The 16,018-nt window shown below is 58.4% G+C and carries 19 protein-coding genes; 13 read left to right on the top strand and 6 right to left on the bottom strand.

Annotated features, from left to right (window positions below):
- Position 1: 1 nt before the first annotated feature.
- A complete protein-coding gene (locus Q669_RS00560) occupies positions 2-577 on the top strand; it encodes a cytochrome c oxidase subunit 3 (RefSeq protein WP_022990829.1) in 576 nt (191 codons plus the stop codon).
- A 10-nt stretch (positions 578-587) separates the two neighbouring features.
- Complete coding sequence (locus tag Q669_RS00555; protein WP_022990828.1) at positions 588-827, top strand: cytochrome C oxidase subunit IV family protein; 240 nt, start codon at positions 588-590, stop codon at positions 825-827.
- Positions 828-1,081: 254 nt separating this feature from the next.
- Here the strand turns inward: Q669_RS00555 and Q669_RS00550 are convergent, their stop codons facing one another.
- The 5 genes from Q669_RS00550 to Q669_RS00530 are packed head-to-tail and all read right to left on the bottom strand — an operon-like array spanning position 1,082 to position 4,539.
- Positions 1,082-1,456, bottom strand: coding sequence for a hypothetical protein (locus Q669_RS00550; protein ID WP_022990827.1), 375 nt, complete (start codon positions 1,454-1,456; stop codon positions 1,082-1,084).
- Positions 1,428-2,210 (bottom strand): CbbQ/NirQ/NorQ/GpvN family protein, encoded by a 783-nt coding sequence (locus Q669_RS00545; protein WP_022990826.1) that lies wholly within the window; start codon positions 2,208-2,210, stop codon positions 1,428-1,430. Before Q669_RS00545 ends, Q669_RS00550 begins: the two co-directional genes overlap by 29 nt.
- Before the next feature lie 13 nt (positions 2,211-2,223).
- Entirely contained in the window at positions 2,224-2,955 is a 732-nt protein-coding gene (locus Q669_RS00540; protein WP_022990825.1) for a hypothetical protein, read from the bottom strand.
- A gap of 1 nt (position 2,956) precedes the next feature.
- Complete coding sequence (locus Q669_RS00535) at positions 2,957-4,159, bottom strand: cytochrome D1 domain-containing protein (protein ID WP_022990824.1); 1,203 nt, start codon at positions 4,157-4,159, stop codon at positions 2,957-2,959.
- Positions 4,160-4,173: 14 nt separating this feature from the next.
- A complete protein-coding gene (locus Q669_RS00530; RefSeq protein ID WP_022990823.1) occupies positions 4,174-4,539 on the bottom strand; it encodes a c-type cytochrome in 366 nt (121 codons plus the stop codon).
- A gap of 223 nt (positions 4,540-4,762) precedes the next feature.
- Here Q669_RS00530 and Q669_RS00525 point away from each other — a divergent pair, with 223 nt between their 5' ends.
- The 9 genes from Q669_RS00525 (at position 4,763) to Q669_RS00485 (ending at position 13,067) form a co-directional block, all read left to right on the top strand.
- A complete protein-coding gene (locus tag Q669_RS00525; protein ID WP_022990822.1) occupies positions 4,763-6,487 on the top strand; it encodes a nitrite reductase in 1,725 nt (574 codons plus the stop codon).
- Positions 6,488-6,516: 29 nt separating this feature from the next.
- Positions 6,517-6,981 carry an AsnC family transcriptional regulator gene (locus Q669_RS00520; RefSeq protein ID WP_022990821.1) on the top strand — a complete coding sequence of 155 codons (465 nt, stop codon included), beginning with the start codon at positions 6,517-6,519 and terminating at the stop codon, positions 6,979-6,981.
- Positions 6,978-7,514 carry an Lrp/AsnC family transcriptional regulator gene (locus Q669_RS00515; protein WP_022990820.1) on the top strand — a complete coding sequence of 179 codons (537 nt, stop codon included), beginning with the start codon at positions 6,978-6,980 and terminating at the stop codon, positions 7,512-7,514. The genes Q669_RS00520 and Q669_RS00515 overlap by 4 nt, the downstream gene beginning before the upstream one ends.
- Before the next feature lie 22 nt (positions 7,515-7,536).
- A complete protein-coding gene (locus Q669_RS00510) occupies positions 7,537-7,998 on the top strand; it encodes an Lrp/AsnC family transcriptional regulator (RefSeq protein ID WP_036148106.1) in 462 nt (153 codons plus the stop codon).
- Entirely contained in the window at positions 7,973-8,494 is a 522-nt protein-coding gene (locus Q669_RS00505; protein WP_022990818.1) for an Lrp/AsnC family transcriptional regulator, read from the top strand. The genes Q669_RS00510 and Q669_RS00505 overlap by 26 nt, the downstream gene beginning before the upstream one ends.
- 133 nt (positions 8,495-8,627) lie before the next feature.
- Positions 8,628-9,827 (top strand): heme d1 biosynthesis radical SAM protein NirJ, encoded by a 1,200-nt coding sequence (gene nirJ, locus Q669_RS00500; RefSeq protein WP_022990817.1) that lies wholly within the window; start codon positions 8,628-8,630, stop codon positions 9,825-9,827.
- Between the two features lie 10 nt (positions 9,828-9,837).
- A complete protein-coding gene (gene cobA, locus Q669_RS00495; protein WP_022990816.1) occupies positions 9,838-10,698 on the top strand; it encodes a uroporphyrinogen-III C-methyltransferase in 861 nt (286 codons plus the stop codon).
- Between the two features lie 38 nt (positions 10,699-10,736).
- The gene (locus tag Q669_RS00490) at positions 10,737-12,251 is read left to right on the top strand and encodes a cytochrome D1 domain-containing protein (protein ID WP_022990815.1); all 1,515 of its coding nucleotides are present in this window, start codon (positions 10,737-10,739) and stop codon (positions 12,249-12,251) included.
- A gap of 102 nt (positions 12,252-12,353) precedes the next feature.
- Entirely contained in the window at positions 12,354-13,067 is a 714-nt protein-coding gene (locus Q669_RS00485) for a Crp/Fnr family transcriptional regulator (RefSeq protein ID WP_022990814.1), read from the top strand.
- A gap of 54 nt (positions 13,068-13,121) precedes the next feature.
- Here Q669_RS00485 and wrbA read toward each other — a convergent pair whose 3' ends face one another.
- Positions 13,122-13,721 (bottom strand): NAD(P)H:quinone oxidoreductase, encoded by a 600-nt coding sequence (gene wrbA, locus Q669_RS00480; protein ID WP_011786576.1) that lies wholly within the window; start codon positions 13,719-13,721, stop codon positions 13,122-13,124.
- A 208-nt stretch (positions 13,722-13,929) separates the two neighbouring features.
- Here wrbA and trhA point away from each other — a divergent pair, with 208 nt between their 5' ends.
- Entirely contained in the window at positions 13,930-14,589 is a 660-nt protein-coding gene (trhA, locus tag Q669_RS00475) for a PAQR family membrane homeostasis protein TrhA (RefSeq protein ID WP_011786577.1), read from the top strand.
- 95 nt (positions 14,590-14,684) lie between these two features.
- Positions 14,685-15,836 (top strand): NnrS family protein, encoded by a 1,152-nt coding sequence (locus tag Q669_RS00470; protein ID WP_227499618.1) that lies wholly within the window; start codon positions 14,685-14,687, stop codon positions 15,834-15,836.
- The last annotated feature ends 182 nt before the right edge of the window (positions 15,837-16,018 follow it).

Below are 16,018 nucleotides of genomic sequence, written 5' to 3'. Positions count from 1 at the left end.
AATGGCTGATGCTCACGCCGCCCACAGGCGGCATCTGCCCGGTGATATCGCGGTATGGTTTTTCATCTTCGCGGAACTGGCCGTGTTCGGCATCCTGTTCATCGGCTACGGCGTGGCCCGAAGCATGGACCCGGCCACCTTCTCCGCCGGCAAGGACGCCCTGCACCCCTGGACCGGACTGATCAACACCGTTGGCCTGATCACCGCCAGCTACCTGGTCGCCCTGTCCGTTCATCGCCTGCGCAACCGAAAACCCGGCACAACCGCCCTGCTCTGGGCCGCTATCGCGGCGTCGTCTGTTTACACCTTCGGCAAGCTCTACGAATACGCGGACCTCTACGCCAACGGCTACAACCTGGGCACCGACACTTTTTTCATGTTTTATTTCTTCCTGACGTTCTTCCACTTCATGCACGTGGTGCTGGGCCAGATCATCCTCGTCGTGCTGGCGGTAAAGGTGAAAAAAGGCGACTACAACGGCGACGACATGAACGGCATGGAATCCGGCGCCTCCTACTGGCACATGGTCGACCTGGTGTGGCTGGTGCTGTTCCCGATGCTCTATGTCCTGGCCTGAGGAGGCTGATATGTTAGCGGTTTATGTGGCCTTGATGATCTGCACCATGGCTCCTGTTGTGGCTATGCAGGCTGGCGCGGATATGTCGGTTCTCATTTGGCTGGTTTTTGGACTGGTGATTGTGAAAGCAGTCCTGCTGGTAGATCACTTCATGGAAATGAAGCATGCCCCCTGGGGCTGGAGAATGGCGGCGCAAGGATGGGCTGTTGTCGTTGTCTCGGTACTGGCAGGAATTCACCTGGTCGGCTGACACCTGAGCCGGACGCAACGGTAGCCTTCCAGGCTGGAGCTTGCACCATGGCGGGGGTAGGCCTTCCAAAAACCGCTCCTTACGGCACCCGCAAGCGGGTCCAGCCAGCAGTCATAGATTGCTGTCGTTCGTCTGCGTGCGAAGCTTCGCTTCTAATTCACTTGTCTCACCCATGTGGCGCTTCTGCTCCGCCATCCATGGCTCCGCACATTTTTGGAAGGCCTACCCCCGCCACGGCGCCCTGACTCTGGTGGTTACAGCAACTTCTTCGGAAATGTCGGCGGCTTGTTGCCGATTGCCTGAGCCAGGGAAATCATTCCCCAGAGTACGAACGACGTGTGCAGCACCACTGCCCAGACGATCGCGTAAGTCCAGAACAATCCGGTGTTGCCATAAATGAGCCAGCAAACGGCAACACCGCCGCTGATCAGCACAGCCCCCAATATCGACATATAAACCGCCGCCTTGCTATGAGCCCGCCGCAACGCGTGGGCATCACCGGATTTCATGGCAATCGTCAGCAACACAATGAAGCCGATAATCGGCAACGCCAACAGGTTCAGCAAGTACCAGATAACCGGGGCAATCGCCCCGGGCGGTTCAGTCTTCGGACTGCCCGAATACGGCATACACCACCTCCATCAGTGCATTCACAGTCACCGCATCATCCGACAGCGGCTCAATCATCCCGGCCCGGCAGGCCTCGATGTGGGGCATACCGGATGCGATCAGGTATGCGGTGTGAATCAGCAGGCGAGTAGACGCTGCTTCTTCCAGATCGTGGTCTTTCAGCTTACGCAACGAGGTTGCCAGCCCCACCAGCTGCTTCGCCAGGTCGGCATCGCAACCGGACTCCTCCTGCACGATGGTCTGCTCCACATCCGGCGTCGGGTAATCGAAGCTCATGGAGACGAACCGCTGCCGGGTGCTGGGCTTCATGCCCTTCAGCAGGCTCTGGTAACCCGGATTGTAGGACACCACCAGCATGAATCCAGGGGCGGCTTTCAGCAGCTCTCCGGTGCGCTCGATGGGTAACTCCCGGCGGTCGTCCGCCAGCGGGTGCAGTACCACCGTGGTATCCTTTCGTGCTTCCACCACCTCATCAAGGTAGCAGATTCCGCCTTCCCGCACCGCCCGGGTCAGCGGGCCATCCTGCCAATAGGTGCCGTCCGGACCGATCAGGTGCCGACCAACCAGATCAGAGGCGGTAAGGTCATCGTGGCAGGCAACGGTATAGACCGGTCGACCAAGCTTCTCCGCCATGTAACGGACGAAGCGGGTTTTACCACAACCGGTGGGGCCTTTGATCAGTACCGGCAGACCGTTTTCGGCGGCGGCGGTGAACAGTTCGACTTCATTGCCGGCGGGTTGGTAGAAGGTCATAAACAGCTTCCTTTTATGGCTGGGAATCGGGCGTGGCAAAGCCGTGCACCCATTCCGGAAAAAGATTGAATATCTGGCGATCGTCGCTGCGCTTCAGCTGCAGCAATGCCTTCAGACACGGCTGCAATTCAGGATTCGCGCTGTCTGTTTTAGCGTTGGTATACCAGCCAGCACCACGGACCGGCTCGCCCTGCCAGGTGATGGCCAAGCCCTGGGATTCCAGAAACGGCGTGACCAGCCCAAGTTCAGAGACCGACGCATGGGTGTTGTTGTGCAGCAACAAACCCAGGGCTGAGTTGAAATCCCCCGCTTCGTATCGCTGGCCCGGTTTCGGGGTTACACCCACAGAGGCCAAAGCTCGCAAAGCCAGACGACCGGATACCGGATCGCTTCCAGCGACCACAGACACATCCCGGCCGTCCAGTTCTTCCAGCGACCGCACCCCAGCCGTTTTACGGGTTACCCAGACCGGAACGGGGTAGTTGCCAAAGGCATTGACGGCGTCCAGCACACGCCGGTTATCAGAACCATCGGGACGGTAAACCAGGTCACTGTCGCCGGCCCGATTGAACAGCAACTCGGCCTCACAGTCCCGGGCCTCGAGATATCGCTGCAACCGATAACTGGCGACCGTGGTTGAGCGCGCCTCCGTCATCACCTCAACCCGCACGGAACCGTACTCCTGAGCCGCGCCTGCGTTACTGGCCAGCATCAGAAACAGCCAGGTGCCGATCGCTGGTTTCATCTCAAAGACCCAGCTGATGCGCCCGGTTAGTAAAGAAGATTCCGGATGGCTTCCGCGCCGGCAGGGTAGCCACCTCTTCAAGAGTACGGGTGTTATAGACGGTCACCCGATCACTGTCCCGGGAAGAGACCCATACTTCCTCACCACGCGGGGTGAATTCCATGTGCAGCACGGACTTGCCCGGCTCCAGGGTGCGAATGATTTCCCGGGTGCGGGAATCAATCACCTGCACCACATCGTTCTTCGGGTGGGCAAAGCTGACCCAGATCTGGCGGTTGTCCGGACTGGCCATCACAAACACCGGCTGGCCCTGCACCGGAATGCGTTGCACCATGCGCCAGTCTTCCATCTCCGCCACCAGTACTTCGTGGCGACCGACGGCCGGTACAAAGGCATAACCGTCGGCGATGGCCCAGCCTTCCAGATGCGGCATCTTGTACACAGGCAGGCGCTGCTCACCCTTGCCGTAATCCGGCAGAATGGTCTGTGCGCCCTGTGCCGGCTCCCACAGATCCACCATCGACAAGCCGTCTTCCCCGAACAGGCCGGCAATGTAGAAGCGGCCATCGGGAGTGATAAGGGCGTCGTAGGGTTCTTTGCCGGCCTCATGGCGGGATACGCCGGGCGGATTACTGTGCATATCCACGGTCCAGATTTCACCGGCCTCGAACAGGCTGAACACAAACTGGTTGCCCGGGGCATCCACCAGGCCCACCGTCTTGGACTGATCCTGCTCGCCCTGGGCGTTGGTGTAAAACGCCGGAATTTCCGCCACGGTATCCAGGGTCTCACTGTCGAAAATGTTCACGCCGCCGGGCTCGTAATTGGATACCGCCACGTAACGGCCGTCCTGCGAAATAGCCCCGCCGATGCTGTTACCGGACTGGATCACCCGGTCAGTCACCGTGCGGGTGAGCAGGTCGACTTTGGTGAGCCCGCCATCACGACCAAAGACATAACCGTATCGGGCATCCCGCGAGTACACCACTGAGGCGTGAGACAAATCGCCCAGCCCTTCTACCCGGCCCAGGATTTCGTGTTCGGAGTGGTCAACCACCAATACCGAGCCTGTGGCCCGTTCGATGATCAAACCGAGGTCACCTGTGCCGCGAAGCTCAACAGTCGGAGGTGCCGACAGGGATTGGCAGCCGGTGGTTACGGTGGCGGCGATGATCAGTGCAATCGGTGCAAACAGACGTTTCATCGTGGGTCCTTCGGTTATCGGCTTCGGGAAGAATCGGCTTCGGGGGCAATCAAGGCGCCGGATTTCAGCTGCCGGCTGATCCAGGCAATTTCCCGGTCGGTCAGCAGGGCTTTCCAGGGCGGCATGGCCGTACCGGGAACGCCCTCCCGGATGATGGCCGCAACGGCTGTCTCTGGCAGGGCTTCGATATCCTCAGGCCGTAAGGGCGGGCCAAGGCCGCCTTTCAGTTTCAGACCATGACAGGAGCCACAATCCTGAATGACAAAATTGGCCAACTCATCCTCGGTTTCCGGTGCCCCGGCAACAGCGCCTGCCGACAGCATCAGGGCGGTAGCCAATACACCCACTTGCCAGCAAACGCCCAGTGCGGACCGTTTCATCAGCGCTCTCCTGAAGGATCACAGCCATGCTGCAATCCCAACAATTTCATGGCCTTGATATTGATTAAATTTTTGGCAGGTATCCAGTGATCTTTAGGCATACGCCATCTACCACCTGCGAGGTACTCTCTTGAAAACCAGCATCTTTCTGACATTAATCAAGGTTCATAAGCCATAACAAGAGAAACCTAGGAGTACTCTTGAACCCCAAGGAGAGAACCTGATGAGAGTAACCAAACTGATGATCAAGCCGCTGGCAATGGCCGTGGCCATTACGTCGTTGGGCGTAATGAACGCACAGGCAGCCCCGAAAGACCCTGACAAGTCCACCATGGCCTATGAAGGCACCCCCAGTGCAGTAGATGCGGAATCTGCCAAAATTGTTCGCTCCCCCGGTGCGCCGGATCTGACCGATGCAGAATTCGAGAAAGCGAAGCAGATCTACTTCCAGCGCTGCGCCGGCTGTCACGGCGTACTGCGTAAAGGCGCCACTGGTAAACCGCTGACTCCGGACATCACCCAGGAGCGCGGTATCGACTACCTCAAGGCGTTTATCAGTTACGGCTCCCCGGCCGGTATGCCGAACTGGCTGACCTCCGGTGACTTCGATGAAGAAACCGTGGAACTGATGGCCAAGTACATCATGCACGAGCCTCCCATGCCTCCCGAATTCAGCCTGGCTGATATGAAGGACACCTGGGAAGTGATCGTTCCGCCGGAAGACCGGCCGACCAAGCAAATGAACGACCTGGACCTGGAAAACCTGTTCAGTGTCACCCTGCGTGATGCCGGCCAGATCGCCCTGATCGACGGTGATTCCAAGGAGGTCGTGAAGATCATCGATACCGGCTACGCGGTACACATCTCCCGGATGTCTGCCTCCGGCCGCTACGTGATGGTTATCGGTCGTGACGCCCTGATCAACATGATCGACCTGTGGATGGAAGAGCCTAAAACCGTCGCCAAGATCAAGGTCGGTATGGAAGCACGCTCTGTCGAAACCTCCAAGTACAAGGGCTGGGAAGACAAGCTCGCCATTGCCGGCACCTACTGGCCACCACAGTTCGTGATCATGGACGGCGACACCCTGGAGCCCAAGAAGATTGTGAGCACCCGGGGCATGACCGTAGGCGACCAGGAATACCATCCTGAGCCACGGGTAGCTGCCATTGTCGCGTCCCACGCCCATCCGGAATTCATCGTCAACGTGAAGGAAACCGGCAAAATCATGCTGGTGAACTACGAAGACATGGAGAACATGAACATCACCTCCATTGATGCAGCAAAATTCCTGCACGATGGCGGCTGGGATGCCAGCATGCGTTACTTCCTGACAGCGGCCAACAACTCCAACAAGATTGCGGTTGTGGATGCTCAGGATCGTAACCTGGAGGCGATTGTTGATGTTGGCAAAATTCCGCACCCCGGTCGTGGCGCCAACTTCGTTGACCCCGAGCATGGTCCTGTCTGGGCGACTTCTCACCTGGGTGATCAGACCATCCAGATGATCGGTACCGACCCGGAAGGCCACCCGGACAAAGCCTGGAAGGTGGTTCGCACCGTGGACGGCCAGGGTGGTGGCTCACTGTTCGTGAAGACCCATCCGGAGTCTACCAACCTTTACGTTGACACGGCCCTGAACCCAGCGGAAGCCGTCAGCCAGAGCGTCGCCGTCTTCGACATCAACAATTTTGATGCCGGCTATGAGGTGCTGCCAATTGCCGACTGGGCTGATCTGGGCGAGGGTCCCAAGCGCGTGGTGCAGCCGGAATACAACAAGGCGGGCGATGAAGTGTGGTTCTCTGTCTGGAACACCCAGGACAAGAAATCCGCCATCGTTGTGGTCGACGACAAGACACGCAAGCTGAAGAAGGTGATCAAGGGCGACTACATGGTCACCCCGACCGGTAAGTTCAACACTTACAACACCCAGCACGACGTGTACTGATCCCGGCCCCGGCCCGGAGGAGCAACCTGATGAGACTGGATGCGGCAGACAGACAACTGATCGACAGTTACCAGCGTAACCTGCCGATCTGCGAACGCCCCTACGAGGAAATGGCCCGGACACTGGGCCTGACCGAGGAAGAGGTTATCCAGAGACTGTCTGCCCTGCAGGAACAGCAGGTGCTCAGCCGGGTCGGCCCGGTGTTTGAACACAGTCAGGCGGGCGCCAGCCTGCTGGCTGCCGTGGCCGCGCCAGAAGAACAAATGGATCTGGTGGCGGCCCGAATCAACCGTGCCCCGGGCGTGAATCATAACTACGCCCGGGAGCACACCTACAACCTCTGGTTCGTGATGACCGCTCCGGATGAAGACACTCTGGAGGAACGGCTGGACGAGCTGGAACACCAGTTGAAGCTGCCGATGCTGAGACTGCCAATGGTCGAGGGTTACCATATCGACCTGGGCTTTGACATCGACTGGGAGGCATTACCATGAACCTGCCAGCCACCGGCCCGAACTACAGTTATCTGTTTGATACCGAATCCATGAGTGCCTGGGGCCTGCTGAGGTTGCGCGAGCAGCTTGAAAACGGCCTGCCCCTGACACCTCGCCCCTATCAGACCCTGGCCGAGCGCACCGGGCTGTCCGAACAACAGGTTATGAACGCGGTCAGCCAGTGGCAGCAGCAGGGGCTAATCAAACGCCTGGGGCTGGTGGTCAAGCACCGCACCCTGGGTTATCGCGCCAATGCCATGGTGGTCTGGAACGTGCCGGACGACCGGGTTTCAACACTGGGCGAGGCCATGGCAGCCGCCGCCTGTGTCACCCTCTGTTATCAGCGCCCAAGGCGCCTGCCAGACTGGCCCTACAACCTGTTCTGCATGATCCATGGTGTCAGTCGCGAACGGGTTCTGAATCAGCTCGCCGATCTGATTGAGCAACACGAGTTGAGCAATGTGGATCACGCCATCCTGTTCAGCAACAAAGCCTACCTGCAGCGCGGAGGCCGTTATGTCAGCAATTGCTGAGCGTTCAAAGCCATCAGACCACATGCCTGTACTACCCGAATTCACGCCCCTGGAGCGTGCAATTATCAACCGCCTGCAATACGGCCTGCCACTTACGCGAACCCCCTACAAAGACGTGGCCGATGAATTGGGCGTATCAGAAGTAACTCTGCTGAAGCACCTCCAGGCATTGCTGGACAACGGGACCCTGACTCGTTTTGGCCCCATGTTTCATGCTGGCGAAATGGGCGGCGGCCTGACGCTCGCGGCCATGCGCATTCCGGAACAAGATTTTGCCAATGTGACCGAGCAGGTGAACAGCTTCCCCGAGGTAGCCCACAACTACCGCCGCGAGCATGAGTTGAACATGTGGTTTGTTCTGGCCACGGAAACACCGGAAGGCATTGACGAAACCATCCAGCGGATTGAGTCACTTACGGGCTACCCGGTCTACAACATGCCCAAGGAGCAGGAGTTTCATGTCCACCTTCACTTTGAAGTCTGACCCGGTGCTGAGTAACCGGGATCGTGAACTCATCGTTGCCACCCAATCCGGATTACCGCTGGTTTCCGACCCTTGGGCCGAACTGGGAAAACAGCTCGACATGCCCGCAGACGAGGTGCTGTCGCGTTTTCAACGAATGCAGGAAGCCGGGGTCATCCGGAGAGTCGCGGCGGTACCGGATCACTACAAACTCGGGTACCGGTTCAATGGCATGACCGTGTGGGATGTCCGGGATGATGCAATCGCCCAACTCGGCGAGAAAGTCGGCTGCCTGCCCTTTGTCAGCCACTGCTACCGCCGACCAAGACACCTGCCCTACTGGAGCTTCAACCTCTTTGCCATGGTGCATGGTATCAGCCGCGAGGAAGTCGAGGACAAGGCAGCCCAAATCCGCGAGGTGCTCGGCGACGCCTGCACCGGACACACCATCCTGTACAGTTCCGCCATCCTGAAAAAAACAGGATTACGACTGAAAAAACAAACAGATAAGCAGTAGCACGTACCTCCTGAAGTACTCCATCAAAGGTATGGATACCCAGCGCCCGCAGGGGGATAGTTAGAAGGGCAGAGAGCCGGTAAAGGCCCGCCCGGAGAGGCAAGAAAGCCACTCCCGATGAGAGAGAAAAACTATGTTTCGCATGACCCGCTACATCAAGAGCCTGATGAACCCGGCACCGGTGCGCCCGGTCCCCAAACCCAGCGGCCCGGTGGTGATCTGGAACCTGATTCGCCGTTGCAACCTCACCTGCAAACACTGCTATTCGATTTCAGCGGACATCGACTTCAAAGGCGAACTCACCACCCAGGAAGTCTACAAGGTAATGGACGACCTCAAAGCCTTCGGCGTGCCGGTACTCATCCTCTCCGGCGGCGAGCCACTGATGCGACCCGACATCTTTGATATTTCCCACCGGGCCAAAGCCATGGGTTTCTACGTGGGCCTGTCCACCAATGGCACCCTGATTACCGAAGACAACATCAGCAAAATCGCCGAGGTGGGCTACGACTACGTGGGCATCAGTATCGACGGCCTGGAAACCACCCACGACGAATTCCGCCAGAAAAAAGGCGCCTTCAAAGAGTCCATGCACGCCGTAGCCCTGTGCAAGCAAGCTGGCATCAAGGTGGGCCTGCGCTTCACCCTGACCCAGGATAACTACCCGGAACTGCCGGCCATGCTGGAGATGCTGGACGAGCATCAGATCGACAAGTTCTACCTGTCGCACCTGAACTACTCCGGCCGGGGCGGCCGCAACAAGAAGCGGGATGCCTGGTACGACATGACCCGCGATGCCATGAACCTGCTGTTCAACCACTGCCACGACGAACTCAAGCGCGGTATCGAGCGGGAGTACGTCACCGGCAACAACGATGCTGATGGTCCCTTCCTGATTGAGTGGGCCAAAGAGCATTACCCGGACCAGGTCGACGCCCTCACCCAGCGGCTGACCAACTGGGGCGGCAACTCCTCTGGCGTAAATATCTCCAATATCGACAACCTCGGCGTGGTGCATCCGGACACCTTCTGGTGGGATCACAACCTGGGCAACGTGCGGGAAACCCCGTTTTCGAAGATCTGGTCGGAAACCACCGATCCGCTGATGCAGGGCTTCCGCCAGCATCCGCGCCCGGTAAAAGGGCGCTGCGCGGACTGCAAATACCTGAATATCTGCAACGGCAACACCCGGGTACGGGCTTACAACGTGTCTGGCGACTTCTGGGAGGAAGATCCGGGCTGCTATCTCACCAACGAGGAAATCGGGGTAGTTGATAACACCCCCCGACGGGTCGCCGCTCCGGTGATCGAAATCCCGGTTCACAATCTTTAAGGAACGCGCCATGACCACAAACCCGCGAAAAAAATGCCTGGTGGAGTTCCAGCTTGCGGAACAACCTCTGCGGCCGGGAGAAGTTGCTATTGTCGGTGCCGGGCCGGGTGACCCCGGGTTACTCACGCTGCGCGCGCTGATGCTGATTCAGCAGGCCGATGCCGTTGTTTATGATCGCCTGGTTTCCCCGCAAATCATGGAACTGGTGAACCCCCGTGCTGAACGCATTCATGTGGGCAAGGCCAGCGGGTGCCACTACGTACCCCAGGAAGAAACCAACGAACTGCTGGTGCAACTGGCCATGAAACAGCGGCGGGTAGTGCGCCTGAAAGGCGGCGATCCATATATTTTTGGCCGCGGCGGAGAAGAAGCCGAGTTCCTGGTGGACAATGACATCGATTTCCAGGTGGTGCCTGGCATTACCTCTGCTGCGGGCTGCGCCTCTTACTGCGGCATTCCGCTGACCCACCGGGATTATTCCCAGAGCGTGACCTTCGTCACCGGTCACCGTAAGGCTGACCAGACTCTGGAACTCAACTGGCCGGTACTGGCCGCACCAGGGCAGACCCGGGTGTTCTACATGGGCCTGCACAATGCACCGACCATTGTTCGCGAACTGACGGCCCACGGCCTTTCAGAAAACTGCCCGGTGGCTCTGGTGGAACGCGGCACCACACCACTGCAACACATGACGGTCACCACCCTGAAAGACCTGGTAGACACCATTGATCGGGAAGACTTCCAGCCACCCACCCTGATTATTGTGGGCGAGGTGGTGCAACTGGCGGACAAGCTGGCCCGCCCGGCCCAGGCAGGATGGAACAGCGCCCTGACCGAGCCTGCCGTCACCGCCGGCCAACGGCCCGCCTGAACGCAAAACGTTATCTGACCAACCGGGAGCTGTAGCTGGTGAACCTGAACCAAGCCCGAGCAAACCTGAACACCATCCTGCTGATCGCTGGCGCCCTGATCACAGGCCCGGCCCTGGCCGAACAGGCCAACAACCAGAACACAGAGACCCTCTACCTGCAGCAATGCGCGGCCTGCCACGGCCCAGACAGACTCGGTGGTATGGGCCCTGCGCTGCTGCCGGAGAACCTGGGCCGGCTGAAAAAAGCCGAGGCCGAGCAGGTCATCCGGGAGGGACGACCGGCCACTCAGATGGCTGGCTATAAAACCATCCTCAACGACCAGCAGATCGCGGCGCTGACCGACTTCATCTATCAGCCCCCGAGCCATGAGCTGAAATGGGGCGAGGCGGAAATCCGCAGCAGCCGGGAGGTCAGCCACCCCCAGGGCTCACTGCCGGATGAGCCAGTGTTTGAGGCGGACCTGATGAACCTGTTCCTGGTGGTGGAAATCGGCGACCACCATGTCACACTGCTCGATGGCGACAAAATGGAGCCCATCCACCGCTTCCCAAGCCGCTTCGCCCTGCACGGCGGCCCCAAATACAGCCCTGACGGCCGTTATGTGTACTTTGGCTCCCGGGATGGCTGGATCACCAAGTACGACATCTACAATCTGAAAGTCGTGGCCGAAGTTCGCGCCGGCATCAATATGCGCAACATCGCGGTTTCCGCTGACGGCAACTATGTGCTGGCAGCCAATTACCTGCCCCACTCTATGGTGCTGTTCGATGCCGCCGACCTGGAAATGCTGGATATCATCCCGGTCGAAAACGATGCTGGTGAAAGCTCCCGGGTAAGTGCCGTCTACGCCGCACCGCCCAGAGACAGCTTTATCGCAGCCCTTAAAGACATCCCCGAAGCCTGGGAGGTCACCGTCGAAAACCGTGAAGCGAAGGTGCGCCGGATGACCACCGACACCCTGCTGGACGACTTCTTTTTCGACCCCGGATACCAGCACCTGATCGGTGCTGCCCGGGATGGCAAACACGGCGTGGTGATCGACCTGGATACCGGCAAAACCACGGCTGAACTGCCGCTGCCCGGCATGCCCCACCTCGGTTCCGGCATTACCTGGGAGCATGAGGGCCGCCGGGTAATGGCCACCCCCCACTTCCGGGCCGGCGCCATCTCCATTATCGACATGGACACCTGGGAAGTGATCAAGACTCTGAAAACCGAAGGTCCCGGTTTTTTCATGCGCAGTCACGAAAATTCCCGTTACGCCTGGGCAGATGTGTTCTTCGGCCCCAACGCTGACAAGGTGCACATTATCGACAAGCAGACCCTGGAGATCGTCAAAACTCTTCAGCCGGAGCCGGGAAAAGTGGCCGCGCACGTGGAATTCGACCGCCATGGCGAGAAGCTGCTGCTGAGCATCTGGGATGATGATGGCGCCATCATTGTCTATGACGCAGACACCCTGGAAGAGGAAAAACGCATTCCGATGAACAAGCCGTCCGGCAAGTACAACGTCTGGAACAAGATCAACTACGAGGAAGGCACCAGCCACTGACCCTTATCGACTGAGTAACATAGGCTTAATGGTTTAAGTCATTTCGAATGTAGCTTTCATGGTAGGATAATTGACCTAAGCTAATGCAGCCGGGGTCAAGATATGAACAGCAGTTTCAGGCCGCCCGTGGCCTCCGCACCATGCCTGCTGGGTAGCGACAGTGATGATCTGATGCACTACAGTGTCGCACCCGCCGAAGTGGCACTCCTGAATGGCCTGAGCCACGCCTTCGGAATCTGCCTGAACGAAAACCAGGACAATCCGGAGGCCCGGTTTCTCAGTCATCTCGCCAGCCTGTTTCAGCAACAACGGGTTGATCCGGAAACCCCGCTGGAAAAACACGACCGTCCCTGGGGCAATGTCTATCTGGTTCAGTACGGCATCCTCCGATTGTTCCGGGAATCCCCGGCCGGCAAGGTCGCCGTCCACCATTTCTTTTCCGAAGGTGACCTGATCTGGCCAGTCTTTGGTCGCAGCCGTACCGTTCGAAACACCTTATGCCTGACCAGCGTTCTGCCTGCCACCCTGTGGGTGGCCGATTTTGCGGCTTTTCGCTCGGCCATCCAAAGCTACGGCGATGGCCAATGGCACAAGTTTGCCCTGGTACTGACAGAGGAAATCGCAGAACTGACCAGCATGCGGGAATACCGAAAACACACCATGTCGGCCCGGGAACGCTACCAGCTGCTGCTGGAGGAATATCCGGAGTTGGTCAAGCGGGTACCGGACAACCAGCTCGCTTCCTGGCTGGGTGTGGTGCCAGCCACTTTCTCCCGCCTGAAAACCGCCTTTGCCAATCAGAATAAAACCCCATAAAAAAGCGGCGGAACTTCGTCCGCCGCCAAAACCTGAGTTAGCTCCCTGGTGCAATTATCCGTGCAGCTTGATCGCCAGCTCAGCCACGTGCTTGCCCTGGAAACGGGCAATGGCCAGCTCTTTTTCGCTTGGCTGCCGGCTGCCGTCACCGCCCGCAATGGTCGAGGCGCCATAGGGCGTACCGCCATTCACTTCTGAAATATCGAAAAACTCCGGTATGCCGTAACCCAGCGGCACCAACACCATGCCGTGATGAGCAAGAGTGGTCCAGAACGAGGTAATCGTCTGTTCCTGACCACCGCCGGTGCCGGTAGAAGTGAAGACACTGCCGACCTTGCCATGCAGCTTGCCCTCAGCCCAGAGGCCGCCGGTCTGATCCAGGAATGTACGCATCTGGCCCGCCATGTTGCCGAAGCGGGTCGGGGTACCAAAGATAATAGCGTCGTAGTCCGCCAGTTCTTTCGGGTCTGCCACCGGGGCGCCCTGATCGGCCTTGCCACCGGCATTCAGAAAGGCTTCATCGGCCATGGTCTCCGGAACACGCTTAACAACGACATCGGCCCCGTCAACACCGCGAGCGCCTTCGGCCACGGTATTGGCCATGGTCTCAATGTGACCGTACATGGAGTAATAAAGAACAAGAACTTTCGCCATCGCAACAATCTCCTGTGTGTGCGTTCAATAATTCAAAGCCTAACGGCTCTGACCGCAAGACAAAAACGGAAGATTTCCGGCAGGTCTTTCAGTTTTTCTGAACGAAGTCACAGAATGTTCATGGGCCACGATTTGCGTACACTTGTACGCTGAAATACCCTATACTTTCGTTGAATCGCAATTTCCCCATAAGGCAATTATCCAAACCATGACGCACAGCCAGCCAGATTCCGTTCATCACAGGATAGAAGAGTGGATTAACAGCGCCACCCACGGTATTGGAGCCCTGCTGAGTGTGGTAGGGGCGGTCGCCCTGATCGCAGGCGCCAGCCAACTGGGGGATGTCTGGAAGATTGTCAGTTTCAGCATATTCGGTGCCTCACTGATTCTGTTGTACATGGCGTCCGCGCTCTACCACGGCGCCCGCCATCCGCGCCTGAAAACGGCCTTCAAGACTCTCGATCACTGCGCCATTTTCCTGCTGATTGCCGGTACCTACACACCCTTTCTGCTGGTCAACATGCGCGGCACCACCGGCTGGACCCTGTTTGCCGTCATCTGGTCCCTGGCCCTGACCGGCGTGGTATTCAAGGTGATTTTCAAAAACCGTTTCAAGCTGGCACGGGTAGGCATCTACATCGCGATGGGCTGGCTGATCACCTTCGCGTCATCCGACCTGGTGGCCAACCTCAGTGAGACGGCTCTGCAACTGACCATCGCTGGCGGCATTGTCTATACCGCCGGTGTAGCCTTTTACCTGGCCGATCGCATCCCTTACATGCACGCGGTGTGGCACCTGTTCGTCATTGGCGGTAGTGCCTGCCATTTCAGCGCTATCTATTACGGGGTTCTTCCTCATTCCGTCTGAATGCGTGGCCGTCACGCACCGTTCGCAAAGCATTGACCACAACCCATCCAACGTTGACACTCCGACTCAGTCGACTCATTACTCCGGATGACATTGTGGCACGCTCAACACAACCCAATATGCACAGCTTTTGGCTGTTTTTCCCGGCGGCCTCACTCTGGGCCGCTACGGTGGTTCCATTGTCCATCTACGCAGCGCTATCCGGCTATGGGTGGCCCCCGGGGCTGATTGGTGCTGGCCATGGCCATGAGCTGATTTTTGGTTTCGCACTGGCATTGATCGCCGGTTACACACTCGGGCCGCAACCCCGGCGCGCCCTCGTTCTGCTCTTTGGGCTCTGGTTAGCGGCCCGGCTTGCCTGGCTGCTGGCACCCGAAACACTCTTCGCACAGTCACTCAGCCCGGCTTTTGCACTGCTGCTGGCATGGTATGTGGTGCCACGGTTTCAGGCGGCCAAGAAATGGCGCAACAAAATTGCCGGCCCGCTGATTCTCGTGCTCTGCCTGATGGCTTTGATCTACTTTCTGACAGAAACCGGCCTGCCGTTGCCGGACACCCGCCGACTGCTACAAACCACCATCCTGGGCCTGCTATTACTGATGACTTTTATGGGCGGAAGGATTATTGCGCCGGCCGTGGCCGGCACGCTGGAAAAGCGGGGCATCCCCCTGGAAGCTCGGGTACAACCCCACATAGAAGGAGCGCTGCTGGTCGTCCTGCCAATCGCCATGGCATTGATGCTGTTCAGTGCCACGGAACAACTGGCCGGCGCTCTTCTTCTCGCCGCCAGCGCACTTGTCGTTACCCGGATTGTCCGCTGGAAGCTCTGGCACTGCAGTAACCGGCCCGACCTGCTGGTGCTGGCCCTTGGCTATCTGTGGCTGGCCATCGGCTCGGCGTTCGCAGGCACTCACCTGCTGACCGAACGGCCGGTTCTTCCCGCGCTGCACCTGATTGTTGTCGGAGCGCTGGGGACACTCTCGGGGAGCGTGATGCTTCGACTGGCCTGGCAGCGGGCACGCCGGACATTTCCGCCAGCATGGCAGGTTACCGCCATCGCGATACTGGTGGCAGCCGCCACCATAAGCCGCTACCTGGCGGGGGCCATGCCCTACTCCCAACCTGAACTTCTATGGCTCTCTTCCGGCTGCTGGGCTCTGACCTTTGCAGGCGTCGCCGGTCAGGTCATGGCCCTATATCCGCTTGCGCAAAAACCCGGCACGGCCCGCCATAGCCACCGGAAATGATTGGCTACCTCTACTGCGCCAACTCGAAAAGCAGCTACTACCTACGGCATACCACCAACATAACTTTATGTTTTAAAAGGTTTTTAAAAGCGACCAAGCCTTTCAGAAAAAGAGCCGAATTGCGAGATCACCTTACCGACAACCTTCCTTGATATTTATCAGGATTGAAATACCCGCCTCGT

This window comes from Marinobacter sp. C1S70 (assembly GCF_000475355.1).
GTDB lineage: Bacteria > Pseudomonadota > Gammaproteobacteria > Pseudomonadales > Oleiphilaceae > Marinobacter > Marinobacter nauticus.
This window is presented reverse-complemented; position numbering and strand designations above follow the sequence as displayed.

Coding starts and splice junctions, on each gene's coding strand:
- Q669_RS00520 (WP_022990821.1), top strand. CDS start 6,517: ATGAGACTGGATGCGGCAGACAGACAACTGATCGACAGTTACCAGCGT.
- Q669_RS00545 (WP_022990826.1), bottom strand. CDS start 2,210: ATGACCTTCTACCAACCCGCCGGCAATGAAGTCGAACTGTTCACCGCC.
- Q669_RS00555 (WP_022990828.1), top strand. CDS start 588: ATGTTAGCGGTTTATGTGGCCTTGATGATCTGCACCATGGCTCCTGTT.
- Q669_RS00505 (WP_022990818.1), top strand. CDS start 7,973: ATGTCCACCTTCACTTTGAAGTCTGACCCGGTGCTGAGTAACCGGGAT.
- Q669_RS00530 (WP_022990823.1), bottom strand. CDS start 4,539: ATGAAACGGTCCGCACTGGGCGTTTGCTGGCAAGTGGGTGTATTGGCT.
- Q669_RS00550 (WP_022990827.1), bottom strand. CDS start 1,456: ATGCCGTATTCGGGCAGTCCGAAGACTGAACCGCCCGGGGCGATTGCC.
- Q669_RS00510 (WP_036148106.1), top strand. CDS start 7,537: ATGCCTGTACTACCCGAATTCACGCCCCTGGAGCGTGCAATTATCAAC.
- Q669_RS00525 (WP_022990822.1), top strand. CDS start 4,763: ATGAGAGTAACCAAACTGATGATCAAGCCGCTGGCAATGGCCGTGGCC.
- Q669_RS00535 (WP_022990824.1), bottom strand. CDS start 4,159: ATGAAACGTCTGTTTGCACCGATTGCACTGATCATCGCCGCCACCGTA.
- cobA (WP_022990816.1), top strand. CDS start 9,838: ATGACCACAAACCCGCGAAAAAAATGCCTGGTGGAGTTCCAGCTTGCG.
- Q669_RS00560 (WP_022990829.1), top strand. CDS start 2: ATGGCTGATGCTCACGCCGCCCACAGGCGGCATCTGCCCGGTGATATC.
- Q669_RS00540 (WP_022990825.1), bottom strand. CDS start 2,955: ATGAAACCAGCGATCGGCACCTGGCTGTTTCTGATGCTGGCCAGTAAC.
- nirJ (WP_022990817.1), top strand. CDS start 8,628: ATGTTTCGCATGACCCGCTACATCAAGAGCCTGATGAACCCGGCACCG.
- Q669_RS00485 (WP_022990814.1), top strand. CDS start 12,354: ATGAACAGCAGTTTCAGGCCGCCCGTGGCCTCCGCACCATGCCTGCTG.
- Q669_RS00515 (WP_022990820.1), top strand. CDS start 6,978: ATGAACCTGCCAGCCACCGGCCCGAACTACAGTTATCTGTTTGATACC.
- wrbA (WP_011786576.1), bottom strand. CDS start 13,721: ATGGCGAAAGTTCTTGTTCTTTATTACTCCATGTACGGTCACATTGAG.
- trhA (WP_011786577.1), top strand. CDS start 13,930: ATGACGCACAGCCAGCCAGATTCCGTTCATCACAGGATAGAAGAGTGG.